This window comes from Arthrobacter sp. FW306-1B-F12A, assembly GCF_058781865.1.
Window position 1 is genome coordinate 46,843 of the sequence record NZ_JBYSXD010000014.1, and the last position, 21,164, is coordinate 68,006.

Consider the following 21,164-nt stretch of genomic DNA (forward strand, 5'->3'; position numbering starts at 1 on the left):
CCTCTACTGCAACGCCCCGATGATTGCCCCGGCGGCAGTCATGGCCACGATGTCATGGCCGGAGTCGATGAGGGTCACGGCGGACGGCCTGCCCGCGAAACCGTTGTGGATGACGTGGCCGCCGACTCGGAATACCACCGCAATCACCAGCGCAAAGAAACCGGCGTGCAAGCTTCCCTGCACGCCCAGCTTGCCGATCAGGACGGCCAACACGATGCTCGTGAGGGCTGCGGCCACCATCAGGGGGATCCAGATTCCTGCGCCGCCGTCGATCTTCTTGAGGTCTTCCTCGGTCTTGCCAATGGCCTGCATCCACCGTCTGCCGAAGACCGCCGGCATGTACCAGACAAATCCGATGACCATGCTGGAAACGAAGGCCAGGAGTATCGCCAGCCAGTTGAGGTGCTGAAGAGAAGAGAGCCAATCCATTCTGGAATCCTAGTCGGCTTCCCTGACCGGCGAATCAGTGGAAACCTGTGCTTTGACCCGTTTCGCGGCGTCGGCCGTCTCGGCGGCATCCACGAGCCTGCCGATGAGCGGCTCTGTCCGGTAGGGGATATGGGTGTGCAGGGCAAGCACCGTTTCCGTGCGGATGACGCCCTTGGTTCTGAGGATGGAGCGGAGCGCGGTTTGCAGGTTGTGCGTGTCGGTGGCCACCACCCGGCATAAGAGATCGCCCCGCCCGGAAATTTCGTGCACCTCGAGGACCTGGGGGATGCGGCGCAGGGCTCCGATCACGCCGTCGAGTTCCCTGTGGGTCACCTCCAGCGTCACGAAGCCGACGACGTCGTACCCCACCTTTTCGAGGTCGACCTCGCGGCCGCCGTCGTTCAATACGCCCGAGCGGACAAGGCGGCGCATCCTCGATTGGGCGGTGTTGCGTGCAATCCCCAGGGACTCGCTGAGTTCACCGATCTGAACCCTGGGATCACGGATCAGCTCCAGCAGGATTTTCAGGTCCGTCGGATCGAGGGTGTTCAAATCATCACTCCGGCTCATTTGTGGTCATCTATGGACATCAATTTTGAAGATTTTGATCAATTCTTTCATGGACATCTGATCTATCTGGCAGGCTTGCGACATCCTGTTGCCATCAAATATTTTGGGCCGTCCAGTCCAGGCGCGCAAGGCCGGGTACCGCGATGGCCGCTGAGGCGAAGGCACGGAAATGACTGTCTTTAGCGAACTGCGCATGCGCCAGGCCACCGCCGGGCGCTGGGGCTGGGATGCTTCCACCACGGCGCGGCTTGTCCTGGCCGGCGCCGTCATGTTCACACTGCTGGTCGGTGCCAACTTGGCGAGCCCCCTGTATCCGCTGCTTCAGTCGGAACTGGGAATCACGTCGCTGGGTGTGACGATTGCCTTTGCAAGCTACGTCCTGGCGCTCGTGGCTATGCTGATGCTTGCCGGCCACTGGTCCGACCATATCGGCAGGCGTGCAGCGCTGGTGCTTGCCGTCCTCGTGGGCTTGGTGGGCGGCTTGGTTTTCGCCAACGCAGACAACCTCTTGATGCTCTCAGCGGGCCGCATGCTCCAGGGTATTGCCGTGGGCCTCGCCACCGGAGCGAGCTCGGCCGCTTTGCGTGAATTGCTTCCGTCCCGGCCCGAGTGGGCTTCCCGCTTCACCTTGCTGTCATCCTCCGGAGGGGTGGCTGCCGGTCCTGCCATCGGCGGACTGCTTTCGCTTCTCCCGGGTGCAACCTCAACGCCGTTCTTCATTCACGCGGCCGTCCTGCTCCTCTTGCTCGTCCCGTTGTGGCTTCTCAAGGCGCGTCCGGCGATTCGGCCTGCGGAGGGCCCGCGTCCGTACATGGCGCTCGCCCCGCGACGGCCCTCGGTTTCCCGGGAAGCTAGGGGAGCGTTTTGGCTGGCCTCGAGCGTGGGATTCCTCAGCTTTGCCGTGTTCGGATTCTGCCTTTCGCTCGCGCCCGGCTATTTCGCCGTCGTGGTGCACGCCGATTCCCGCCCCATGACCGGGCTGCTCGCCGGCTTGACGCTCGCAGCGTCCGCGCTCAGCCAGCTGCTGACGGTCCGCGGCAGGTTCGCCGTGCCCGCTGGCCTGATGGTCCTGGGAATTTCCATTGTGCTGGTCGGCGCGGCGGCATCGCTGTCCAGTCCGATTCTGCTGGTGGCAGCGAGCCTGTCCGCCGGGGTGGGGCAGGGGATCGCCTTCCGCTTGGTGTTCAACGACGTTGCCAGCAAAGTCGAGGCGTCCCGGCATGCCCAGATCATCAGCACCGTGTACGTCATCACCTACCTTGGCAGCGCGGTGCCGGTCATCGGCTTGGGCTTGGCTGCCTCGGTGATCGGGCTAGGCGCGGCCGCCAGCTATTTCACTGTGGTGTGCGGGTTGGCAGCTACGGTGCTCGCTGCTGCATCCCTCCGCAGGGTGCTCCGCAGGGGCTGACCGGCGGTTCTGACTGCGAACTAAGTTCGCAAAGATTGATTTGCAAAGAAACTCTTGCAAAGGTTTCTTTGCAAGAGTAGCGTTTCCGGCATGGACAAGGTTCAAGAGCCGGAATTCCCCGTTCGCAAGGTCGACACGGCATCCCTCAAAGCGCTCGCGCACCCGTTGCGGGTTCAGATCCTTGAGATGCTGTCCCGGTATGGGCCACAGACCGCCTGCAGCCTGGCCGAACTCCTCGATGAATCCAGCGGCGCTACGAGCTACCACTTGCGGCAACTCGCCAAGTTCGACTTCGTCCATGAAGTCCAGGGCAAGGGGACAGCGCGGGAGCGGTGGTGGGAGCGGCCCAGGGGAGCCATTCAGATCACTTCGCCCGAGTTGGCACATTCGCCGGCAACACAGGAGGCATCGCGGCTGGTAACCCGCGAGTTCGAACGCAGCAGGCAGGCTGTCCTCGCCGACTTCATGGCACACGGCATGGACTCGTTGGACGAAGAATGGCTCGACGCGGCCATCGTCAACACAGCCAACGCCCGGATGTCAGCGGAGCAGCTTGGCCGCTACGCCCGCTCCATGGAAGCCTTCGCCCGCAATCTCCTGGAGGAAATCCGGAGCGAACCCGAGGCGGACGACGCCCGCCCCGTGCAGATCCATTTCAACGCATTCCCGATCCTGGGAGTCCCGGCGTGGGCCGGAGACAAGAAGTCCCGCGATGCGAAGTCGCACGCAGCAGGCACCGAAGGGAAAGAGTCATGAGCACAGCCACCGCATCATGCGGCACCTACCGCCGGCCCTCCATGTTGGAATCGGCAGCCGCCGGAATCGGATCCGGGCTTGTCTCGTGGGCCGAGCGCAGGCGCTACATTCCTCCGCTCGAGCTGGCGGTGCAGCAAGCGGCGTTGAGGCGCCGGCAGGAACTCGGCGACTTGCGCCAGGACGCTATCGCGGCGGCCCACTCGGGACTCGAGCCACGCCGCTAAGCGGGTCTAATCCAAGCCGCGTCCAAGTCAGCCGTTATTCCGGCAGCGGCCCGTGGTTGCCCTGGATGTGGGCGAAGACCAAAGTGGTCTCGGTGTGGCCCACCACGGGGTCGGTGGCGAGGTTGTCCAGGACCCAGTCGCGGAGGTCGTCGGTGTTGGCGACCGCGATATGCAGCAGGTAGTCCACGGAGCCGGAGGTGTGGAACGTGGAGATCACTGCAGGGAGGGCGGGGACCCGGGCCGTGAAGCGGTCGATCTGGTCGCGGTCATGCGCGCGAAGGCGCACGGCGATCAAGGCCTGCACCGATCGGCCGATCGCCGGGAGGCTGAGGACTGCTTCGAAACCCTCGATAATGCCGCGTTCGGAGAGTGACCTCGTACGCATGAGCGCCGTCGACGGAGCAATTCCGACGAGTTCGGCCAGCTGCTTGTTGGAGATCCGGGCATCGTCGACCAAGGCCGCCAGGATGCGCTCATCGATCGCATCCAATGGCTCGCTGGTGCCGACGGGCCGAACGTTCTTCGGGGTGATGGTCACGGATCCTCCTGAAATTGCTGTCTATTCATCATAGGTGCCAGTTTCCACTCAATCCATTCATTTGCACTGTCAATCTCCGAATTATTGCCAGATACTGACCGAATTCAACGGTGAATAATTCAAGGAGAGCAGTGACAGCCATCGATACACTCGCAGTCCACGCCGGCCGGACGGGACTCACGGAGCAGGGCGTGCATGCCGTTCCCATCGACCTTTCAACCACTGCGCCTTTGCCTTCTGTCCACGACGGCGGCCTCGCCTACGAGCAGATGGCCACGGGCGGCGTGCCCCTCGACGGTCAGAGCACGGTGTACCAGCGTCTCTGGAATCCTACGGTAGCCAGGTTCGAAGACGGCGTAGCGGCGCTCGAGGGCGCTGCGCAAGCTGTCGGTTTTGCCTCGGGGATGGCTGCGTTCAGCGCCGTGCTGCTCGCCGCCCAATCAGAAGGCAAGACGCACGTGGTTGCGGTGCGGCCACTCTATGGCGGCACGGACCACGTCCTGGCCAGCGGCCTGCTGGGTAACCAGGTCACCTTCGTCAAGGCCGACGGCGTGCGGGATGCCCTTCGTCCGGACACCGGCCTGGTGGTGGTGGAAACCCCGGCCAACCCGAGCCTGGATCTTGTGGACCTGAACCGCCTGGTGGCCGACGCCGCAGACGTTCCGGTGCTCGTGGACAACACGTTCGCGACGCCGATCCTCCAGCAACCGCTCAAGCACGGCGTCGCGATGGTGCTCCACAGTGCCACGAAATTCCTGGGCGGCCACGGCGATGCCATGGGCGGCGTGGTGGCAACCAGTGCGGAGTGGGCCACGCGGCTGCGCCGGGTCCGTGCCGTGACGGGCGGCATCCTGACTCCTTGGCCCGCCTACCTGTTGCACCGCGGCCTGGCGACACTTCCCATCCGGGTGCGTGCCCAACAGGACCACGCCCACAAGATCGCGGCGGCGCTCGCGAGTCACGAACTCGTGGCCAAGGTGTACTACCCGGGGCTTCCCGAGTGCGATCCACTGCACCTGGTCGGCACGCAGATGAGTGGTCCGGGCTCGTTGATCTCCTTCGATCTCGAGTCGGCCGAGCATGCGGAGCGCATTCCGGGCGCTGTCCGCCTCATCACCCACGCGGTATCGCTGGGCGGCATCGACACGCTGATCCAACACCCCGCCGGATTGACCCACCGCCCGGTTGCCCCGGAGGCCAAGCCCCAGGCGCGCATGCTCAGGCTTTCCATCGGCTTGGAAGATCCCGCCGACATCATCGACGACCTGGTCCAGGCCCTCGAGTCCACCCGGTAGGGCCCGCTACTTTCCCCGTCCGGCCGGGTTCAAGGAGCCGACGACGGCGAGCTGCGGCGCCGGGGATCGGTGCACGACGGCGGTGATCACCGCCGTCGTGCATCCCAAGGCGATGACCGTCCAGGCGAGTGCGGTCCACCCGAAAGCCTGGAAGGCGAGTCCGCCGGCCCAGCCAATAATGCTGGACCCCAGGTAGTAGGAGAGGTTATACAACGACGCTGCTTGCGCGCGGCCGCTCGTCGCGATGGTCCCGGTCCAGCCTGCTCCGATGCTGTGCGCGGCGAAAAAGCCGCCGGTAAAGACCACCAAGCCAGCCAGAACCGCGGCGAAGTTGTCCCACAGGGTGAGTCCCAGTCCGGCCGTCATTGTCGCGATCCCGGCGAGCATGACCGTGCGGCGGCCGAATCTCATGGACAGTGCGGCTCCCCAGCGGGAGCTCACGGTTCCGGACAAGTAGGCCAGGAAAATCAGGCTGACCACGGTGGCGGGCAGTCCGAAGGGCGCGGCATGGAGGCGGAAGCCGAGGTAGTTGTAGACGGCCACGAAGCCGCCCATCAAGAGGAACGCTTGAATGTATAGGGCCAGCAGCCGCGGATTAGCGGAATGGTCCGCCAACGTCTTCATGGCGCCGCGGAAACCTCCGGCCGAGCGTGGGGTGAAGCGGCGTGGCTTCGGGACCAGCAGCAGAAAGAGGGCGGCCGACGCCGTCGCCAGGATGGAGACCGCGAAGGCGGCGGCCCGCCAACCCCACAATTCACCGATGGGTCCCGCGAGCAAGCGGCCGGCAAGACCGCCGAGGGTGGTTCCGGCGACGTAGCTGCCGGCAGCGAGCGCGGCGTGCACTTTGTTGACTTCTTCATTCAAGTACGCGATGGCGATCGCCGGGATACCGCCGAGGGCCATGCCCTCCAGCGCCCGCAAAGCGAGGACAAGCGGAAAGGTGGGGGCCAGGGGGACGAGCAGGCCCAAGACGGTGGCCGCCGCGATTCCGATGGCCATGGCACGCACGCGGCCGATCTTGTCGGCGACGAAGGACCACGGCAATACCGTTGCCGCTAGGCCCACCGTGGCCAAGGAAATCGTGAGCGCAGCCTCGGCCGCCGTGATGTGCAGCTCATTTGCCATGAGCGGCAAGACGGCCTGGGTGGAGTACAGCTGCGCGAAGGTGGCCACGCCGGCGAGGGCCAGGCCGGCGAGGATACGCCGGTAAGCGGTGGAGCCCTTCAGATGGCCTTCCCAATCGGTCTCTGCGGGGCTCTTGGCGGCTGCGTTTGTACTCACCCCTCCACAGTAGGGCGAGCATCAGTGATGACTCCAATGCATGATTCGCTTAATATTGATAGCGGACATGGATGGTTTTGAAGAGGTCGATCTGAGGGTGGACAAGCATGGACATCGAACACAAGCAACTGGTCCAACTGCTGCCGTTGCTCCCCCTGCTGGCTGAGCTTGGCCGGACGGAACATGTCACGGAGACGGCCGAGTTGCTCGGAGTACCCCAATCGACGGTGAGCCGGGCGCTGGCCCGGGCAAGCGCCGTCGTCGGGACCGAGCTCCTTGTCCGTGAAGGCCGCGGAGTCCGGCTGACCCAGGCCGCCAAGACGCTGCTTCCCTATATCGAAGCGGCGCTCGCGGAATTCCAGGCGGGGCTGGATGTGGTCCGGCACGAATCCGATGTTGTCCGCGGCAGAATCGCGGTGAGCTTCCAACACACATTCGGCGAGGCCACGTTGCCGCTGCTCATGAGCGCATTCCGGAGCCGGCACCCTTTCACGGCTTTCGAGCTCAGCCAAGGAGCCCGTGCCGCCTGCCTTGAATCGCTCATCGCCGGTGACGCCGACTTCGCCTTGACGGCACCCGTGGCTGCTCCGGGCAGGAACCTCGGCTCGGCTTCTCTGTACCGCGAGCCGTTGCGGCTAGTGGTCCATCACCGCCATCAGTTGGCCCGGCGGCCCAGCGTGCGGCTCGCCGAGCTCAAGCATGAGCCGTTCGTTTCCATGGGATCCGGTTTCGGCCTGCGCTCGCTAACCGACGCGATCTTCCGGGACGCGGGCTTCCGCCCGAGGATCGCTTTCGAGAGCCAGGACTCGCATACCATCCGAGGACTCGTGTCGGCCGGGCTGGGCTACAGCATCCTGCCGCCGGGAGGACTCGGGCCTGGACCACAAGGTGTCCTTGATTCCACGGACCTGGGGTGGGTGGAGGTATCGCTCGACTCGGAGCTCGCATACCGGGAGATAGGGATTGCCTGGCGCGAACGGCGCAAGGAACCGGACCCCGTCAGGCTCTTCCGCGAACTCGTGCTTTCCGAAGGGCCTGGGCTGCTCGCAGGCCTCGTCAAAGCGCGATCCGGAACCCAATAGGACCACCCGTTGCCCCCGCGCTAGGCTTTTGGACGTGGAGACTGCAGAGAACAAACCCCCCCGGCCCGACGCAACGGTCATCGGGCTCGACATCGGCGGCACCAAGACCCGCGGTGTCCGGTTCGAAGACGGCAAACCGGTCCGCGACGAAAGCACCGGCAGCTCGAACGTCCAGAACGTGAGCCGCGAGACGGCGGCCAGGAATCTCGCAGAGCTCTTCGCCATGATCGGCGGCGGCGACGTGGACCGGGTCCTTGCCGGGGCAGGCGGAATCGACACCGACGCCGATGCCCGCGCCCTCGCCGAGCTGATCGAACCCCATGTTCCAGGGGCGCAGGTCACGGTGGTCCACGATTCCCGGCTGCTACTGGCGGCAGGCCGGGCCAGCACCGGAGTGGCTGTCATTGCCGGAACCGGATCCGCGGCCTGGGGCAAGAATGCCGAGGGGGAAGAAGCCCGTGCCGGGGGCTGGGGCTTTCTCCTGGGCGATGAAGGCAGCGGATACTGGCTGGGTAGGGAGGCGGTGCGCCACAGCCTCCGGCGCATGAACAAAGGGCTGGAACCGGATGGCCTCACAGCGGCCCTCCTGGAATCCTGCGGGGTGGACGATCCCAACAAACTCATCGCGCTGTTCCACTCGGAGGACACCGACCGGCGGTACTGGGCCCAGCGCGCAAGCGCCGTAGTCGAGACCGCGCGGGAAGGCCTCGAGATCAGCCGCCAACTCCTGGACCAGGCAGGACGGGATCTCGCGGAACTCGCGGCGCAAGCCGTCCGGCAACTCGGCCTTCCCGGACCGGTGATTCTTGGCGGCGGGCTCGGCATGAACGTGGAGCCTTTACAGTCCGCTTTCCGGGCGGGACTGGCCGCACACGGGATCACCGATGTCCGGGTCCTGGACCAGGAACCGGTTTTCGGTGTGCTGCGGATTGTCGCGGAGCTGCCCTAGCCGGGACCGTTAGTCAGTAGCCCTGTTCCGGGACCTCGGCTTGAGCTGGACCCCTGGCATAGGCGGTGCGGGGATGCGCCCGGCTTCCGCTCCGGCGTCGGGCCCGTGGCCATGGATCCAACCGAAGCGCGCATTACGGGCGTCCTCGTCGCTCAGGAGCGCCTGGGCTTCCCAATCTTCGCGGGCCTGCGCCACTTCCTCGTGCGTCCGGCCCACGAAGTTCCACCACATCAGGATGTCCTCTTCGAAGGGTTCACCGCCCAGGAGCATGAAGCGGGTTCCCGGGGCTGCATCGAGGCGGAGCGATTCCCGGCCCATGCCGAGGAATGCCAAGGGGCCGGGGTCGACTTCCTGGCCGTCGATCATCGTGGAACCGTCCAGGACCAGCACCGCATGCTCGAAATCGGGATTCAGAGGTAACTCGACGGCGCCCGAGGCTGAGACTTCCACGCCGACAATCGGGCTGAACATGACCGCGGGGGAGCGCTGTCCGGCGAACTCTCCCACGAGCACAGTGGCCCTGAAACCGTCCGCCACGACCACCGGCAGGTCGACGATCTGCTGGAACGACGGCGCACGGTGCCTCACGGCGTCGGGCAAAGCAACCCACAACTGCAGGCCCCGGGACAGCGGCAGGAGGTCGCCGCCGTCGGGCGCGTCCGGGTCGAGTCCTGCCGGCAGGACACCGAACTCGGAATGCGAAATGCCGCGACCGGCCGTCATGATGTTCAACTGCCCGGGACGGACCAGCACGTCGCTTCCGACGCTGTCGCGGTGCCGCACCTCGCCCTGGAGGGGCCACGTGACCGTCTGAAGTCCCATGTGCGGGTGGGGAAGGACGCTCATCGCGATGCGGTCCGGGCCGAAGCTGTCCAGGAAGCACCAGGCTCCAACCGTCGGCATTCCGCGTTGGGGGAGGGTGCGCGAGACGTTCATGGCCCGGACGCCGCCGAGGGGAACCTCGCGGGCCGGCCAGAGCTGTACAAAAGGTCCTTGCCCGGGATGTCCGGCCGGGCAGACTTCCTGGGACGGGGCCGTTTCCAAGTTGGTCACAATACAACTCCATGTGCTGAACAGTGTTCCCTCCAGCTTAGGCCTAGGCTGGCTCCATGAGCATGCAGTTCGACACCCGCCCGGCCGCGTACGGAGTGGTCATCCGCGACGGAGCGATCCTTCTCGCCTATTGGAAGCAAGACGGCAAGGAAGGCTGGACCCTCCCCGGGGGAGGCCTGGATTTGGGGGAGCATCCAGTCGACGGTTGCCGCCGCGAGATCCAGGAGGAAACCGGATACGACGCCGACATCGGAGCGATGCTCGGCATCGACGTCGGCCACTGGCCGGGTGAGGAGCGGCTGGACGGATCAGGCCGTGATTTCCAGGCAATCCGGCTGGTCTACGAGGCAAGCATCACGGGCGGCGAATTGACCCACGAGATTGACGGCAGCACTACCCACGCCGCCTGGGTGCCACTGGGCAAGGTTCCCGGACTGAACCGGGTGTCACTGGTGGACATCGGCCTCCGCCTGCTCAGTGAGCGTCCCCTCAACGGAAAACTGCAGACGCCCTGAGCATTGCCGATTCATTACGGTCTTCGCGCCTGCACTGACATCGTCGGTGGTGCTGGTTAGGCTGTAGAACATCAGTTCGCTGTTGATTGAGTTCCATCGTTGATATTTGCGGCCCAAAAAGTTAGGTAAGCCCCGGAATGGCTGAAGCCATGATTGAGTTCCAGAGCGTCACCAAGCAGTATCAGGGCGGACAACCCGCTGTTGATGGATTGAGCATGTCCATCGACAAGGGTGCCATCACCGTGTTCGTCGGACCCTCGGGCTGCGGAAAGACCACGTCCCTGCGGATGATCAACCGCATGGTAGAGCCCACCTCGGGCACCATCACCGTGGCCGGCAAGGATGTCTCGAACGAACCTGCCGCCCAGTTGCGCCGCTCCATGGGTTACGTCATGCAGTCCTCAGGACTCATGCCGCACCGCTCGGTGCTGGACAACATTGCCACCGTTCCGCGGCTCAACGGCGTTTCCAGGGCGGCAGCCCGCAAACGCGCGGAAGAACTGCTCGACGTCGTCGGGCTGGCTTCCGTGCTCGGCAAGCGGTACCCGTCCCAATTGTCCGGCGGCCAGCAGCAGCGCGTCGGCGTGGCGCGAGCGCTCGCAGCCGACCCGCCCGTGCTGCTCATGGACGAGCCCTTCAGCGCGGTGGACCCGGTGGTCCGCGACGAACTCCAGCAGGAACTCCTCCGGCTCCAGCGCGAACTGGCCAAGACGATTGTTTTCGTCACCCACGACATCGATGAGGCCACCGTGCTCGGCGACAAAGTGGCCGTTTTCGCCGTCGGGGGCAAACTGGCGCAATACGCGGCACCCGAAGAGATCCTCCGGGCACCCGCCAATGACTTCGTGGCCTCGTTCGTTGGCCGTGACAGGGGATTCCGGCACCTTTCCTTCAACGGCGCCGATGCTGTTCCGGTGCATCCGGTCAAGACCGTGGAAGCCCCGCACGTTGCCGCGGGCAGCACCGAATGGGCGCTGGTGCTCGACGGCGACTCCCGGCCTATGGGATGGGCTTCACCACGCGACGGCGCCGGGCTGATTCCCGGTGGGTCCTTGTTCCGGCGCGGAGACACGCTCCGCAGGGCGCTGGATGCCGCGTTGTCCTCGCCTTCCGGCCTTGGCGTGGTGGTGGACGACGACGGGCGGCTCGAGGGCGTCCTCAAAGCCGATGAAGTGCTGGCGCTCATCGAACAGACCCGGCACAACCGGGAGGACGCCCCCTGATGGAATGGTTCCTGGCGAACAGCGGCATGGTCTTCGAACGGGCTGGGGAGCACCTTGTCCTGGCTTTGATTCCCATGGTTCTGGGTCTGCTCATTGCGGTGCCCTTGGGGCAACTGGCCCGCCGGAACCGTACCCTCAGGACCGTGGTCACTACAGCAAGTTCCCTGCTGTACACCATTCCCTCATTGGCGCTTTTCATCATCCTGCCGCCGATCCTCGGAACCCGGATCCTGGATCCACTCAACGTGGTGGTTGCCCTCACCATGTACGCCGTTGCCCTGCTGGTGCGGGCTGCCATGGACGCCTTCGACTCCGTGGACGACGACCTCCGCATGGCGGCAGTGTCCATGGGATTCAAGCCGACCGCACGGTTCCTCCAGATCGACCTTCCGCTGTCCTTGCCTGTGCTTTTTGCGGGCCTGCGCGTGGTGTCCGTCAGCAATATCTCCCTCGTCAGCGTCGCCGCGCTTCTAGGCGTTGGGAACCTGGGAATGCTGTTCACCGACGGGCTGCAGCGGGCGTTCGTCACTGAGGTGGTGATCGGCATCATCGCGATTCTCCTGCTTGCCCTCGTCATGGACACGTTCCTGGTCCTGCTCGAGAAGCTGCTGACCCCCTGGACGCGGGCGAGCGCCGCAACCACCAGACAGGATGGCAAAGCCGACAGTAAAGCGGCGCAGTTCATCGCGGATGCCGAGATCCACGGGGAGGCCGCCCGATGAGCAACATCTTCGTTGACACCCTCGCTTGGCTCACGGATCCGGTCCACTGGTCAGGAAGCGGCGGAATCGCCACAAGGCTCTTGGAACACCTGCAGTACTCCGGGCTGGTCCTCGTAATTGCCGCGGCGATCGCCGTGCCGGTGGGCCTCTTCATCGGCCACACGGGACACGGACGCGTGGTCGCCGTCGCGTTCGCCGGGGCCTTGCGGGCACTTCCGACCCTCGGCCTGCTTGTCCTCTTTGCCCTGTTGGCTGGAAGCGGACTCATGCCCCCGGTTTGGGCCCTCGTCATCTTGACAGTGCCACCGCTCTTGGCCGGGACCTACGCCGGGATTTCCAGCGTGGATCCAACGGTGGTTGACGGGGCCCGGGCCATGGGCATGACGGAACTGCAGATCTTGTTCCGGGTAGAGCTGCCCAACGGACTCCAGGTCATGTTCGGCGGCATCCGCACGGCGGTCCTTCAGGTCATCGCGACGGTTTCCGTGGTGGCATACCTTCCGCTGGGCGGCCTGGGGCGTTATCTTTTTGACGGATTGGTCCTTCAGGACTTCCCCCGCATGCTCGGCGGGTCACTGCTCATCGCGGCGTTGGCAATCGCCGTCGACCTCGTTCTGGCCGTGGCGCAGAGGATCCTCCTCCCGCCCGGACTTTCCATCGATTCCAGCGGCGGCCACAAGGCCGCCGGAGATCTCGCAGCCGCCGCACCGGCGGGGGCTGCCGTTCAAGGAGGTACCGCATGAAGCAACCCGTCACCCTGACCCGCCGCGGGCTCGGCGGCCTGGCGGCCGGAGTCGGCATTGCGCTTGCACTCAGCGCATGTGGCGGCAGCCCGCTGTCCAGCCCGTCCACCAACGCCCCCTCCGGGGCCGGCGGCTCGCTCACGGTGGGCTCGGCAGATTTCCCCGAGAGCCAGGTCATCGCCGAAATCTACGCCGGAGCACTGAACGCCGCCGGCGTTACCGCTACGACGAAGCCCAATATCGGATCCCGCGAGATCTACTTCAAGGCCGTACAGGACGGTTCGATCGATCTCGCCCCTGACTACTCCGGAAACCTGTTGTCCTACCTGGACACGAACGCCACGCAGGTATCGGCCGATGATGTCTACAAGGCGCTGCCCGGGAAGCTTCCGCAGGGCTTGGGAGTGCTCGATCCCGCCAAGGCTGAGGACAAGGACGCCATGGTTGTCACGAAGGCCACGGCGGAGAAGTACCAGCTCAAGTCCATCGAGGACCTCGCCAAGGTCTGTGGGGACCTCACGATGGCAGCACCGGCAACCTTTGAGACCCGCGCCTACGGGTTCCCTGGCCTCAAAGCCAACTACAACTGCGTGCTCAAGGGCCTGAAGCCGTTCAGCGACGGCGGCGGGAACCTCACGCTGCAGGCCCTGCTGACCAATGATGTCCAGGTTGCCGACATCTACACCACCACGCCGTCCATCCAGGACAACGCGCTGGTGGTCCTGGATGATCCCAAGAACAACTTCAAGGCCCAGCAGGTCCTCCCGCTGTACAACATGGCCAAGATGACGGACAAGGCGAAGGCAGCCCTCAACAACGTTTCGAAGATCCTCACTACGGACGACCTCATCAACCTGAACCGCGCGGTCAGTGGCAACCAAAAGCAGAATCCAAAGGACGCTGCAGCCGCTTGGCTCAAGGACAAAGGGATCGTGAAGTAGCTTTCCCAAGCAGTGCCCGGCGGCGGAGGCCCCGGCTAAGGACGACGGCGGCGAGGAACCCTGGTGTGGGCCTCGCCGCCGTCGTTCCCAATGTGAGTGATGTCTCAACGGAAGTACATCCCCGGTGTGGCATATTTGATGAATGGCAGAATTCAAGCAGTCCACCAAGCTTCATAATGTCCTTTACGACATCCGTGGACCGATTCTTCAGGCCGCCCAGCAGATGGAGGCAGAGGGTCACCGCATCCTCAAACTGAATATCGGAAACCCGGCACCGTTCGGATTTGAAGCGCCGGACGCGATCTTGGTGGACATGATCCGCCATCTGCCGCATGCCCAGGGATACAGCGATTCGCGCGGAATTTTCTCGGCCCGTACCGCCGTCTCGCAGTACTACCAGACCCGCGGCATCCAAAACATCCACGTTGACGACATCTACCTTGGCAACGGCGTCAGCGAGCTCATCACCATGTCCCTCATGGCCTTGCTGGAGGTGGGGGATGAGATCCTCATTCCCACTCCCGACTACCCGCTCTGGACCGCCTCGGTGGCACTTGCCGGCGGCCGTCCGGTCCACTATCTGTGCGACGAGGAATCGGGCTGGCAGCCGGACCTCGAGGACATGGAATCGAAGATCACGCCTCAAACCAAGGGCATCGTGGTCATCAACCCCAACAACCCCACGGGTGCCGTGTACCCGGAGGAAACCCTCAAGAAGATCGTGGCCCTCGCTGAAAAGCATGGACTCGTTGTGTTCGCCGACGAGATCTACGAGAAGATCCTCTACGAAGACGCTGTCCACGTGAATCTTGCCGGACTCACCGGCGACGACGTCCTCTGCCTGACGTTCAGCGGATTGTCCAAGGCCTACCGGGTATGTGGCTACCGCGCCGGCTGGATGGCTATCTCCGGCCCCAAGAAAGACGCCGCAGACTACCTCGAGGGCATCAACCTGCTGGCCAACATGCGCCTTTGCGCCAACGTGCCGGCCCAGCATGCCATCCAGACCGCCCTCGGTGGCCACCAAAGCATCAACGATCTCATCTTGCCCGGCGGCAGGCTCCTCGAACAGCGGAACAAGGCCTACGATCTGCTCAACGCCATCCCCGGTGTCAGCACACAACAGGCCAGGGGTGCCCTCTATCTGTTCCCGAAGTTGGACCCCGAGGTCTATCACATCCGCGACGACGAGAAATTCGTCCTCGACCTGCTCAAAGAACAAAAAATCCTCGTCTCACACGGACGCGCCTTCAACTGGGTGCGGCCTGACCACTTCCGCATGGTGACCTTGCCGAACGTCAAGGACATTGAAGAAGCGATTGGACGCATGGCGGACTTCCTCGGGCGGTACCAAGGCAACTAGCCTGTTGTGCAAGCCGCGACGAATGCGGCCGGACCAGAGGGGACATCGACATGGCCGGGACCAAGGAGTTCACCAAGCAGGTATCCACGATCTTGAAGGCCGGGCCTGGATTCTCGCTGGATGCAGCAGACCCCGAATCGACGCCCGGCTACAAGGGAAAGAAGTCTGACGGCGTCGCCTTGCTGGCAGCGCAGGACGGTCGTTTGGACGTCCTGCAGGAGATGCTCTTTGCCGAGGGAAAATTCGGCAGCTCCAAACGAGTGCTGTTGATCCTGCAAGCCATGGACACGGCGGGCAAAGGCGGGATTGTTGAGCACGTCGTCGGATCGATGGATCCCCAGGGTGTCAAGGTTGCTCCGTTCAAGGCTCCGACTGATGAGGAGAAGGCCCACGATTTCCTGTGGCGGATCGAGAGGGCCCTGCCGGCGGCGGGATTCGTCGGGGTTTTTGACCGATCCCACTACGAGGACGTGCTGATCCACCGGGTGCACGGTTGGGCCAATGAAGATGAACTGGAACGACGCTATGCGGCCATCAACGAGTTCGAGGCAGGCTTGGCCGAACAGGGCACGGCGATCGTCAAGGTCATGCTCAACATCAGCCGCGATGAACAAAAAACGCGACTGCTGGCGCGATTGGATGATCCGTCCAAGCACTGGAAGTACAGCACAGGCGATCTCAAGGAACGCGCGTTTTGGGATTCCTATATGGAGGCCTATCAGCTGGTCTTTGAGAAGACCTCAACGGAGGTAGCGCCCTGGTATGTGGTTCCGGCGAACAAGAAATGGTTCGCGAGGATCGCCGTCCAGGAGCTTCTGCTTGAGGCCCTCGGGAAGCTGGACCTGAGCTGGCCGAAAGCCGACTTTGACGTGTCGGCGGAACGGGCGATGGCCGTCCAATCCTAAGAGGCCGTCGCTTCATCCTCGCCGTTGTTCCGGGCCGCGGCCAACCTTCTGCGGGCACCCTCCAGCCACTCTTCGCAGCGCTTCGCCAAAGCCTCGCCGCGTTCCCAGAGAGCGAGTGATTCCTCAAGGCTTGCTCCGCCGGCTTCGAGGCGGCCAACGATGGCCATGAGCTGCTCGCGGGCTTCCTCGTAGCTGAGGGCGTCCAGGTCCTCAGCGGAAGCCTTGGCCGCAGGGGATGTGTTTTCTGCTGTCATTTCTTAGTCCTCATTTTGCTTGTGCTGGCTGGGTTGTCCGGCAGGTGCCATGGTTCCGGAAGATACAGCGCCAAGGCGGCCTTCCGCCAAACGGAGCGTCAGCTCCGTGCCGTCAGGGGCCTGGTCCGGGTTCCGGACGACGTCGTGTCCCACTCCGTCCGCTCCCGCAAGCTGGACGACGGCGTACCCGCGGTCCAAGGTTTTTTGGGGGGACAATGCCCTTACCTGGGCGCGAAGGTGGTGCACCTGGTCAAGTGCGCGGATAACCGCGGAGCGCACCGCAGTGTGGGCGTGCTTCCGGAGCCGTTCGACGTCGTCCTCCCGCGCCGTGACCATTCCTTCGGGGGACGCCAGCACAGGGCGTGATCTCAGCGCGTGGAGTCGATCCGTTTCGCGGTCCACGAGGCGTCCCACGCCGCGGCGTAGCTGCTCGCGGGCCTGGCGTACCCTCGCCAATTCCTCGGCGACGTCAGGGACGATCCTCTTTGCGGCGTCGGTGGGCGTGGATGCGCGAAGGTCGGCGACGTCGTCCAGGATGGGATGGTCGGCTTCATGGCCAATTGCGCTGACCACCGGAGTGGCCGCCGCGGATACTGCCCGGACGAGCTCTTCGTTGCTGAACGGAAGCAGATCTTCCAGGGCTCCGCCACCACGGGCGATCACGATCACGTCCACGTGCGGATCGGCGTCGAGCTCCTTGAGCGCAGCCAGGATCTGGCCGACCGCCGTGACACCCTGGACTGCGACTTCCCGGACGGCGAATTCGACGGCGGGCCAGCGAAGCGCTGCGTTGCGCAGGACGTCTTTCTTGGCGTCGGAATCGCGGCCGGTGATGAGCCCGATCCGGTGGGGGAGCAAGGGCAGCCGTTTCTTCCTCGAGTCTGAAAAAAGCCCTTCAGCGCCAAGGGCCTGGCGCAAGCGCTCGATTCTGGCGAGGAGATCGCCGAGGCCGACGGGACGGATGTCCTTGATCGACATGTTGAGCCGGCCGGTCTTGAGCCAGAATTCAGGTTTCACCAAGGCCACGACGCGTGAGCCACGCTCCAGCGGCATCTTCTGGCGGTCCAGGACATTGGACCACAACGATGCGGGCAAGGAGATCTCTGCGTCGGTATCACGCAGCGTCACGAAGGCGCTGCCGCCGCGACGGTTGAGCTCGATGACCTGGCCTTCGATCCAAGCGGCCGGAGCCCGTTCTATGTGGGTCTTGAGCTTGCGGGACAGCAACTGCAGCGGCCAAGGATTGTCGGGACTGGTCTCCGACGCCGTCGCCGGAAGGGTTGACTCTGCCTTCGTGGGTTCTCCTTGGCGGGACTCTTCGTCCTCTGATCCAGGGTTCGGGAATCCCGAAATCGGCAACGCGCGTGGCGCCCCGCCGGGTACGGCGTCATAGGACACGCGGGTAGCCTCCTGTTGGTGGCTGGTGCATGGTTCTGTCCTCGCTGGTACTTTGCTAGGGGTGCCGGAAGCATTCCTGCTATAAGAGCTACTGAAATTTTGCTACCGAAAAGCAGGCGGCAGGCTTCCAACTCTATCCATACCTTGTAGCATGCATGGCCGACATTTACCCGTCGTCGCCCCGCCTGGAACTGCTGCACTCCAAACTTGAGGAATCCATTGCGCTCGTTCGTCTCTGCAATCGCAGTGATCTTTGCCCTTCTGCTCACAGCAATCGCCGTCCCGATGGCATGGACGGACACCAACATCGTCCGGGAAGACGGGTTTGTGGCGCTTACCTCTTCGATCGGGAAGGATCAAGCGTTCCAAGCGCGCCTGGCGGCTACTGCCGTCGCAAGCCTGGAATCCAAGGTCAACCTGCCGGCGCCGGTGGAACAACTTGGCGCTTCCTTCCTCAAGGACGCGGCCACCGCGATGACCACGTGGCCCGAATACCCGCAAGCGTGGAATGAAACCGTACGCCGGAGCCACCAACTGACTTTCGCAGGCAGTGCCCGCCCCGGGAACTCGACCGCGGGAACGTCCTTGGTGCTCGACGTCGGCCCCTTGGTCAAGCTTGCCGCCGACCGGCTGCACGCGGCAACGGGCCTCCCCATTGCGACGCCGGACTCCACGCTGATCAACATCGGCGGCCCCGCCCAGCGCCAGCAGGTAGATGCCATCGCCGCATATGCGCCGATGTGGTGGATTCCCGGCCTCGGCGCCGTCCTGCTGTTTGCCCTGGGCCTGCTTGCCGCGAGGCGCAGGGGTGTGGTTCTCCTCTTTGCCGGACTGGGCTTGGCCGCAGTCGCGGCGCTGTGGCAAGTGGCCACGACGGTGCTGAAGGGCGCAGGCGATGCGGGCCTGGGCGGAACCGCTACGGGTGGCCTCTTCGCGCGTGAGCTGCTGGCAGCGGCGGTCGACAATTTCGCCGGCTGGATCACCATCGCCTGGATTGCCGCTGGAGTGCTCGCGCTTCTTGGCCTGCTCGGCGTGATCTTCTCACGCAAAGCCAGGCCGAGCGTGCGGGTGAACGCTGCCGGTAGCATGGAGGGATGACCAGCTCAGCAGTTTCCATTCCGATGCCCTCTGTCCCGCGTAGGCGTCGGACGCCGGAAGAGGTGCTGGCCGCCGCTCCGGTCGCCGGCCCCAAGCGCGTCTTGCTCGCGGCCCCCCGCGGATATTGCGCAGGCGTCGACCGTGCGGTCATCGCGGTGGAGAAGGCACTGGAACACTATGGGCCGCCGGTTTACGTGCGCAAGCAGATCGTGCATAACGTCCACGTGGTCACCTCGCTGGAGGAGAAGGGTGCCATCTTCGTTGAAGAGACGGACGAGGTACCCGAAGGCGCCCTCGTGATCTTCTCGGCCCATGGCGTGTCCCCGGCGGTCGTGCAATCGGCCGAAGACCGTGGCCTGCGGACCATCGATGCCACCTGCCCGCTTGTCACGAAGGTGCACCGCGAAGCCGTCCGCTTCGCCAAGGAAGACTACGACATTCTCCTGATCGGCCACGACGGCCACGAGGAAGTGGAAGGAACGGCGGGCGAAGCCCCGGACCACATCCAGATCATCAATGGTCCGCATGAGGTGGACAAGGTCACTGTGCGCAATCCGGAGAAGACCATCTGGCTTTCGCAGACCACGCTGAGCGTCGACGAGACCATGGAGACCGTCCGGATGCTCAAGGAGCGGTTCCCCACGTTGCAGGATCCGCCCAGCGACGACATTTGCTATGCCACTACCAACCGCCAAGTGGCCATCAAGAAGATTGCCCCGCAGGCCGACCTCGTGATTGTGGTGGGTTCTGCGAATTCTTCCAACTCCGTGCGGCTCGTCGAAGTGGCGCTTGAATATGGCGCCAAGGCCTCTTACCGGGTCGATTTCGCGAACGAAGTCGACGAGAGCTGGTTCGAAGGCGTCGCCACAGTGGGCGTGACGTCCGGCGCTTCCGTTCCGGAGGTCCTGGTCCAGGACGTTCTCCGATTGCTGGCCGACTACGGTTACGGTGCGGTTGAAGAGGTGGTGACGGCGGAGGAAGACCTGCTGTTCTCCCTGCCGAAGGAACTGCGCGCCACCCTCAAGGAGGCCGGGGACGTCACTCGCGCCTTGGGTGGGCGCGGGAACCGACCGACTTCGTAGTCTGGGTCCTGGGTCCTGGGTCCTGGGTTCTGGGTTCTGGGTCCGGGCCCAGCACAGGGTGCGGGCCCGGACGACTACCAGACAGTCCTAGGCCGCGGATTCGTCTTCGATCAGTTCGGGTGCGGCAAGGGTCCGCGGCACGGCTTCCACGGCCGACGGCGACACCAGCCCGTCGGTGTCCATGGAGTTGAGCTTCCGAGCGGTGGGCAAGACGCGTGCTTCGAGCGTTCCGACCAGCGCGTTGTAGCGATCCACCGAGGTCTTCAGCGACGAACCCAGCTTGCCTACGTTGTCACCGAGCGTCCCCATGCGTTCGTAGAGCTGCCGGGCGAGCTCGAAGAGCTCCCGGGCATTGTCCGTCAGGACGTCCTGGCGCCAGGTGAAGGCGACGGACTTTAGAACTGCCAACAAGGTGCCGGGGGACGCGAGCACCACGTTCCGGGATAGGGCGTGATCCAAGAGTGCAGGGTCCGCTTCGAGGGCGGCGGCCAGGATGGACTCCGCGGGCAGGAAGCAGATCACCAGCTCTGGCGAGTTGCCGGGGATGTCCCAGTACTTCTTGGACCCCAGGGCATCCACGTGGGACTTGAGGGCCTTCGCATGTGCGAGCAGCAGGGCATCCGCGCCGTTGCCCACAGATTGGAGGCCGTCGACCCGCTGGGTGGAATTGCCCTGTTCCTGGGCAGCGAGGTAGGACGCCAACGGAACCTTGGCGTCCACCACCAACTGCTTTCCACCCGGCAACTGGACCACAAGATCCGGCCGGACGGCGTTGTCGGCGGACGCGGAATGCACTTGCTCATGGAAATCGACGTGACGCAGCATGCCGGCGGCCTCCACCACCCGGCGCAGCTGGACTTCACCCCACTGCCCCCTGGCACTGTTCGACCTAAGGGCGGAGGCCAGTGCGTGCGTGGAGCGCAGGAGTTGTTCATCGGACAGCCGGGCTTCCTGGAGCTGTTGGGCAAGCTGGCCGTACTGCTCCAAGCGATCACGCTCCAGAAGCGAGACCTGTTGCTGGACGGCCGTCAGCTTCTCGGCAACAGGGGCGAGCGCGCGCAACACACTGCCATCCTGGTTCCTGGACTCGTTCAGTTCACGGTTCTGCGACAGCAGAAGCCGCCGTTCGGCGTCGGCGGCGGCAAACTGGGCGTTCACCGCGGCAAGCCGGGCGGAGACGCCGTCGAAATCTTCCTCAAGCGCGGCAGTGCGGCGCCTGAACAGCAGGAAACCAGCCACCACCCCGGCGGCCGCTCCCAGAAGAAGCATGAACAAAGCGAGTATTACTGCAAAACCATCCATGTCTCCAACCTTGGCATAGGGGTCGGACAATAT

23 protein-coding genes are annotated in these 21,164 nt (G+C 64.3%); 15 read left to right on the forward strand and 8 right to left on the reverse strand.

Translation table 11 applies throughout. The annotated features are described in order from the left end of the window. Nucleotides 1-3 precede the first annotated feature (3 nt). Together AC3WJU_RS09305 and AC3WJU_RS09310 are read right to left on the reverse strand one after the other, a co-directional pair. Complete coding sequence (locus AC3WJU_RS09305) at nucleotides 4-429, reverse strand: DUF1761 domain-containing protein (RefSeq protein WP_059387450.1); 426 nt, start codon at nucleotides 427-429, stop codon at nucleotides 4-6. A 9-nt stretch (nucleotides 430-438) separates the two neighbouring features. Further along, nucleotides 439-999, reverse strand: a complete 561-nt coding sequence (locus AC3WJU_RS09310) for an Lrp/AsnC family transcriptional regulator (protein ID WP_059387451.1) — start codon at nucleotides 997-999, stop codon at nucleotides 439-441. A 169-nt stretch (nucleotides 1,000-1,168) separates the two neighbouring features. Here AC3WJU_RS09310 and AC3WJU_RS09315 point away from each other — a divergent pair, with 169 nt between their 5' ends. From AC3WJU_RS09315 to AC3WJU_RS09325, 3 genes are all read left to right on the forward strand, one after another. Further along, nucleotides 1,169-2,407, forward strand: a complete 1,239-nt coding sequence (locus AC3WJU_RS09315) for an MFS transporter (RefSeq protein ID WP_492259709.1) — start codon at nucleotides 1,169-1,171, stop codon at nucleotides 2,405-2,407. Nucleotides 2,408-2,497: 90 nt separating this feature from the next. Continuing rightward, the gene (locus tag AC3WJU_RS09320; RefSeq protein ID WP_059387452.1) at nucleotides 2,498-3,163 is read left to right on the forward strand and encodes an ArsR/SmtB family transcription factor; all 666 of its coding nucleotides are present in this window, start codon (nucleotides 2,498-2,500) and stop codon (nucleotides 3,161-3,163) included. Continuing rightward, nucleotides 3,160-3,387, forward strand: coding sequence for a 2-nitropropane dioxygenase (locus AC3WJU_RS09325; RefSeq protein WP_306958920.1), 228 nt, complete (start codon nucleotides 3,160-3,162; stop codon nucleotides 3,385-3,387). The genes AC3WJU_RS09320 and AC3WJU_RS09325 overlap by 4 nt, the downstream gene beginning before the upstream one ends. A gap of 34 nt (nucleotides 3,388-3,421) precedes the next feature. Here AC3WJU_RS09325 and AC3WJU_RS09330 read toward each other — a convergent pair whose 3' ends face one another. Continuing rightward, nucleotides 3,422-3,925, reverse strand: a complete 504-nt coding sequence (locus tag AC3WJU_RS09330) for an Lrp/AsnC family transcriptional regulator (RefSeq protein ID WP_059387454.1) — start codon at nucleotides 3,923-3,925, stop codon at nucleotides 3,422-3,424. A 131-nt stretch (nucleotides 3,926-4,056) separates the two neighbouring features. On the opposite strand from AC3WJU_RS09330, the gene AC3WJU_RS09335 reads away from it, so the two are divergent. Further along, nucleotides 4,057-5,220, forward strand: a complete 1,164-nt coding sequence (locus tag AC3WJU_RS09335) for a trans-sulfuration enzyme family protein (protein WP_284991379.1) — start codon at nucleotides 4,057-4,059, stop codon at nucleotides 5,218-5,220. A gap of 6 nt (nucleotides 5,221-5,226) precedes the next feature. Here AC3WJU_RS09335 and AC3WJU_RS09340 read toward each other — a convergent pair whose 3' ends face one another. After that, the gene (locus AC3WJU_RS09340) at nucleotides 5,227-6,501 is read right to left on the reverse strand and encodes an MFS transporter (protein WP_492259710.1); all 1,275 of its coding nucleotides are present in this window, start codon (nucleotides 6,499-6,501) and stop codon (nucleotides 5,227-5,229) included. A 107-nt stretch (nucleotides 6,502-6,608) separates the two neighbouring features. On the opposite strand from AC3WJU_RS09340, the gene AC3WJU_RS09345 reads away from it, so the two are divergent. Both AC3WJU_RS09345 and AC3WJU_RS09350 read left to right on the forward strand, forming a co-directional pair. Next, nucleotides 6,609-7,583 (forward strand): LysR substrate-binding domain-containing protein, encoded by a 975-nt coding sequence (locus tag AC3WJU_RS09345; RefSeq protein ID WP_492259711.1) that lies wholly within the window; start codon nucleotides 6,609-6,611, stop codon nucleotides 7,581-7,583. Between the two features lie 34 nt (nucleotides 7,584-7,617). Further along, nucleotides 7,618-8,532, forward strand: a complete 915-nt coding sequence (locus AC3WJU_RS09350; protein ID WP_492259712.1) for an N-acetylglucosamine kinase — start codon at nucleotides 7,618-7,620, stop codon at nucleotides 8,530-8,532. Between the two features lie 9 nt (nucleotides 8,533-8,541). On the opposite strand, the gene AC3WJU_RS09355 is transcribed toward AC3WJU_RS09350, so the two are convergent. Further along, nucleotides 8,542-9,585: a pirin family protein gene (locus AC3WJU_RS09355; RefSeq protein ID WP_307052550.1), complete on the reverse strand. Its 1,044-nt coding sequence runs from the start codon at nucleotides 9,583-9,585 to the stop codon at nucleotides 8,542-8,544. Between the two features lie 56 nt (nucleotides 9,586-9,641). On the opposite strand from AC3WJU_RS09355, the gene AC3WJU_RS09360 reads away from it, so the two are divergent. The 7 genes from AC3WJU_RS09360 to AC3WJU_RS09390 all read left to right on the forward strand — a co-directional run bounded on the left by AC3WJU_RS09360 (nucleotide 9,642) and on the right by AC3WJU_RS09390 (nucleotide 15,997). Continuing rightward, entirely contained in the window at nucleotides 9,642-10,100 is a 459-nt protein-coding gene (locus tag AC3WJU_RS09360) for an NUDIX hydrolase (RefSeq protein WP_059387458.1), read from the forward strand. 137 nt (nucleotides 10,101-10,237) lie between these two features. Beyond that, a complete protein-coding gene (locus AC3WJU_RS09365; RefSeq protein ID WP_307052551.1) occupies nucleotides 10,238-11,323 on the forward strand; it encodes an ABC transporter ATP-binding protein in 1,086 nt (361 codons plus the stop codon). Then, on the forward strand, nucleotides 11,323-12,045 hold the full coding sequence (locus AC3WJU_RS09370; RefSeq protein ID WP_284991389.1) for an ABC transporter permease: 723 nt from the start codon (nucleotides 11,323-11,325) through the stop codon (nucleotides 12,043-12,045). The genes AC3WJU_RS09365 and AC3WJU_RS09370 overlap by 1 nt, the downstream gene beginning before the upstream one ends. Then, nucleotides 12,042-12,788, forward strand: coding sequence for an ABC transporter permease (locus AC3WJU_RS09375; RefSeq protein WP_284991390.1), 747 nt, complete (start codon nucleotides 12,042-12,044; stop codon nucleotides 12,786-12,788). The genes AC3WJU_RS09370 and AC3WJU_RS09375 overlap by 4 nt, the downstream gene beginning before the upstream one ends. Beyond that, entirely contained in the window at nucleotides 12,785-13,729 is a 945-nt protein-coding gene (locus AC3WJU_RS09380) for an ABC transporter substrate-binding protein (protein ID WP_284991392.1), read from the forward strand. The genes AC3WJU_RS09375 and AC3WJU_RS09380 overlap by 4 nt, the downstream gene beginning before the upstream one ends. A gap of 142 nt (nucleotides 13,730-13,871) precedes the next feature. Next, nucleotides 13,872-15,092 carry a pyridoxal phosphate-dependent aminotransferase gene (locus AC3WJU_RS09385; protein WP_059387460.1) on the forward strand — a complete coding sequence of 407 codons (1,221 nt, stop codon included), beginning with the start codon at nucleotides 13,872-13,874 and terminating at the stop codon, nucleotides 15,090-15,092. A gap of 50 nt (nucleotides 15,093-15,142) precedes the next feature. Beyond that, nucleotides 15,143-15,997, forward strand: coding sequence for a polyphosphate kinase 2 family protein (locus tag AC3WJU_RS09390; protein ID WP_059387461.1), 855 nt, complete (start codon nucleotides 15,143-15,145; stop codon nucleotides 15,995-15,997). On the opposite strand, the gene AC3WJU_RS09395 is transcribed toward AC3WJU_RS09390, so the two are convergent. Continuing rightward, a complete protein-coding gene (locus tag AC3WJU_RS09395) occupies nucleotides 15,994-16,251 on the reverse strand; it encodes an exodeoxyribonuclease VII small subunit (RefSeq protein ID WP_059387462.1) in 258 nt (85 codons plus the stop codon). The genes AC3WJU_RS09390 and AC3WJU_RS09395 overlap by 4 nt on opposite strands. Nucleotides 16,252-16,254: 3 nt before the next feature. After that, nucleotides 16,255-17,610 carry an exodeoxyribonuclease VII large subunit gene (xseA, locus tag AC3WJU_RS09400; RefSeq protein ID WP_492259724.1) on the reverse strand — a complete coding sequence of 452 codons (1,356 nt, stop codon included), beginning with the start codon at nucleotides 17,608-17,610 and terminating at the stop codon, nucleotides 16,255-16,257. A gap of 246 nt (nucleotides 17,611-17,856) precedes the next feature. On the opposite strand from xseA, the gene AC3WJU_RS09405 reads away from it, so the two are divergent. Together AC3WJU_RS09405 and AC3WJU_RS09410 are read left to right on the forward strand one after the other, a co-directional pair. Further along, nucleotides 17,857-18,747, forward strand: a complete 891-nt coding sequence (locus AC3WJU_RS09405; protein ID WP_284991396.1) for a hypothetical protein — start codon at nucleotides 17,857-17,859, stop codon at nucleotides 18,745-18,747. Next, nucleotides 18,744-19,829: a 4-hydroxy-3-methylbut-2-enyl diphosphate reductase gene (locus AC3WJU_RS09410; protein WP_284991398.1), complete on the forward strand. Its 1,086-nt coding sequence runs from the start codon at nucleotides 18,744-18,746 to the stop codon at nucleotides 19,827-19,829. The genes AC3WJU_RS09405 and AC3WJU_RS09410 overlap by 4 nt, the downstream gene beginning before the upstream one ends. Nucleotides 19,830-19,916: 87 nt before the next feature. Here the strand turns inward: AC3WJU_RS09410 and AC3WJU_RS09415 are convergent, their stop codons facing one another. Next, entirely contained in the window at nucleotides 19,917-21,131 is a 1,215-nt protein-coding gene (locus tag AC3WJU_RS09415; protein ID WP_307052555.1) for a DNA recombination protein RmuC, read from the reverse strand. Between the last annotated feature and the right edge of the window lie 33 nt (nucleotides 21,132-21,164).

What these genes read in the sequence shown, in the direction of transcription:
- AC3WJU_RS09410 (WP_284991398.1), top strand. Translation starts at nt 18,744, where the DNA reads ATGACCAGCTCAGCAGTTTCCATTCCGATGCCCTCTGTCCCGCGTAGG.
- AC3WJU_RS09360 (WP_059387458.1), top strand. Translation starts at nt 9,642, where the DNA reads ATGAGCATGCAGTTCGACACCCGCCCGGCCGCGTACGGAGTGGTCATC.
- AC3WJU_RS09325 (WP_306958920.1), top strand. Translation starts at nt 3,160, where the DNA reads ATGAGCACAGCCACCGCATCATGCGGCACCTACCGCCGGCCCTCCATG.
- AC3WJU_RS09365 (WP_307052551.1), top strand. Translation starts at nt 10,238, where the DNA reads ATGGCTGAAGCCATGATTGAGTTCCAGAGCGTCACCAAGCAGTATCAG.
- AC3WJU_RS09370 (WP_284991389.1), top strand. Translation starts at nt 11,323, where the DNA reads ATGGAATGGTTCCTGGCGAACAGCGGCATGGTCTTCGAACGGGCTGGG.
- AC3WJU_RS09310 (WP_059387451.1), bottom strand. Translation starts at nt 999, where the DNA reads ATGAGCCGGAGTGATGATTTGAACACCCTCGATCCGACGGACCTGAAA.
- AC3WJU_RS09395 (WP_059387462.1), bottom strand. Translation starts at nt 16,251, where the DNA reads ATGACAGCAGAAAACACATCCCCTGCGGCCAAGGCTTCCGCTGAGGAC.
- AC3WJU_RS09375 (WP_284991390.1), top strand. Translation starts at nt 12,042, where the DNA reads ATGAGCAACATCTTCGTTGACACCCTCGCTTGGCTCACGGATCCGGTC.
- AC3WJU_RS09315 (WP_492259709.1), top strand. Translation starts at nt 1,169, where the DNA reads ATGACTGTCTTTAGCGAACTGCGCATGCGCCAGGCCACCGCCGGGCGC.
- AC3WJU_RS09305 (WP_059387450.1), bottom strand. Translation starts at nt 429, where the DNA reads ATGGATTGGCTCTCTTCTCTTCAGCACCTCAACTGGCTGGCGATACTC.
- AC3WJU_RS09415 (WP_307052555.1), bottom strand. Translation starts at nt 21,131, where the DNA reads ATGGATGGTTTTGCAGTAATACTCGCTTTGTTCATGCTTCTTCTGGGA.
- AC3WJU_RS09380 (WP_284991392.1), top strand. Translation starts at nt 12,785, where the DNA reads ATGAAGCAACCCGTCACCCTGACCCGCCGCGGGCTCGGCGGCCTGGCG.
- AC3WJU_RS09385 (WP_059387460.1), top strand. Translation starts at nt 13,872, where the DNA reads ATGGCAGAATTCAAGCAGTCCACCAAGCTTCATAATGTCCTTTACGAC.
- AC3WJU_RS09320 (WP_059387452.1), top strand. Translation starts at nt 2,498, where the DNA reads ATGGACAAGGTTCAAGAGCCGGAATTCCCCGTTCGCAAGGTCGACACG.
- AC3WJU_RS09345 (WP_492259711.1), top strand. Translation starts at nt 6,609, where the DNA reads ATGGACATCGAACACAAGCAACTGGTCCAACTGCTGCCGTTGCTCCCC.
- AC3WJU_RS09390 (WP_059387461.1), top strand. Translation starts at nt 15,143, where the DNA reads ATGGCCGGGACCAAGGAGTTCACCAAGCAGGTATCCACGATCTTGAAG.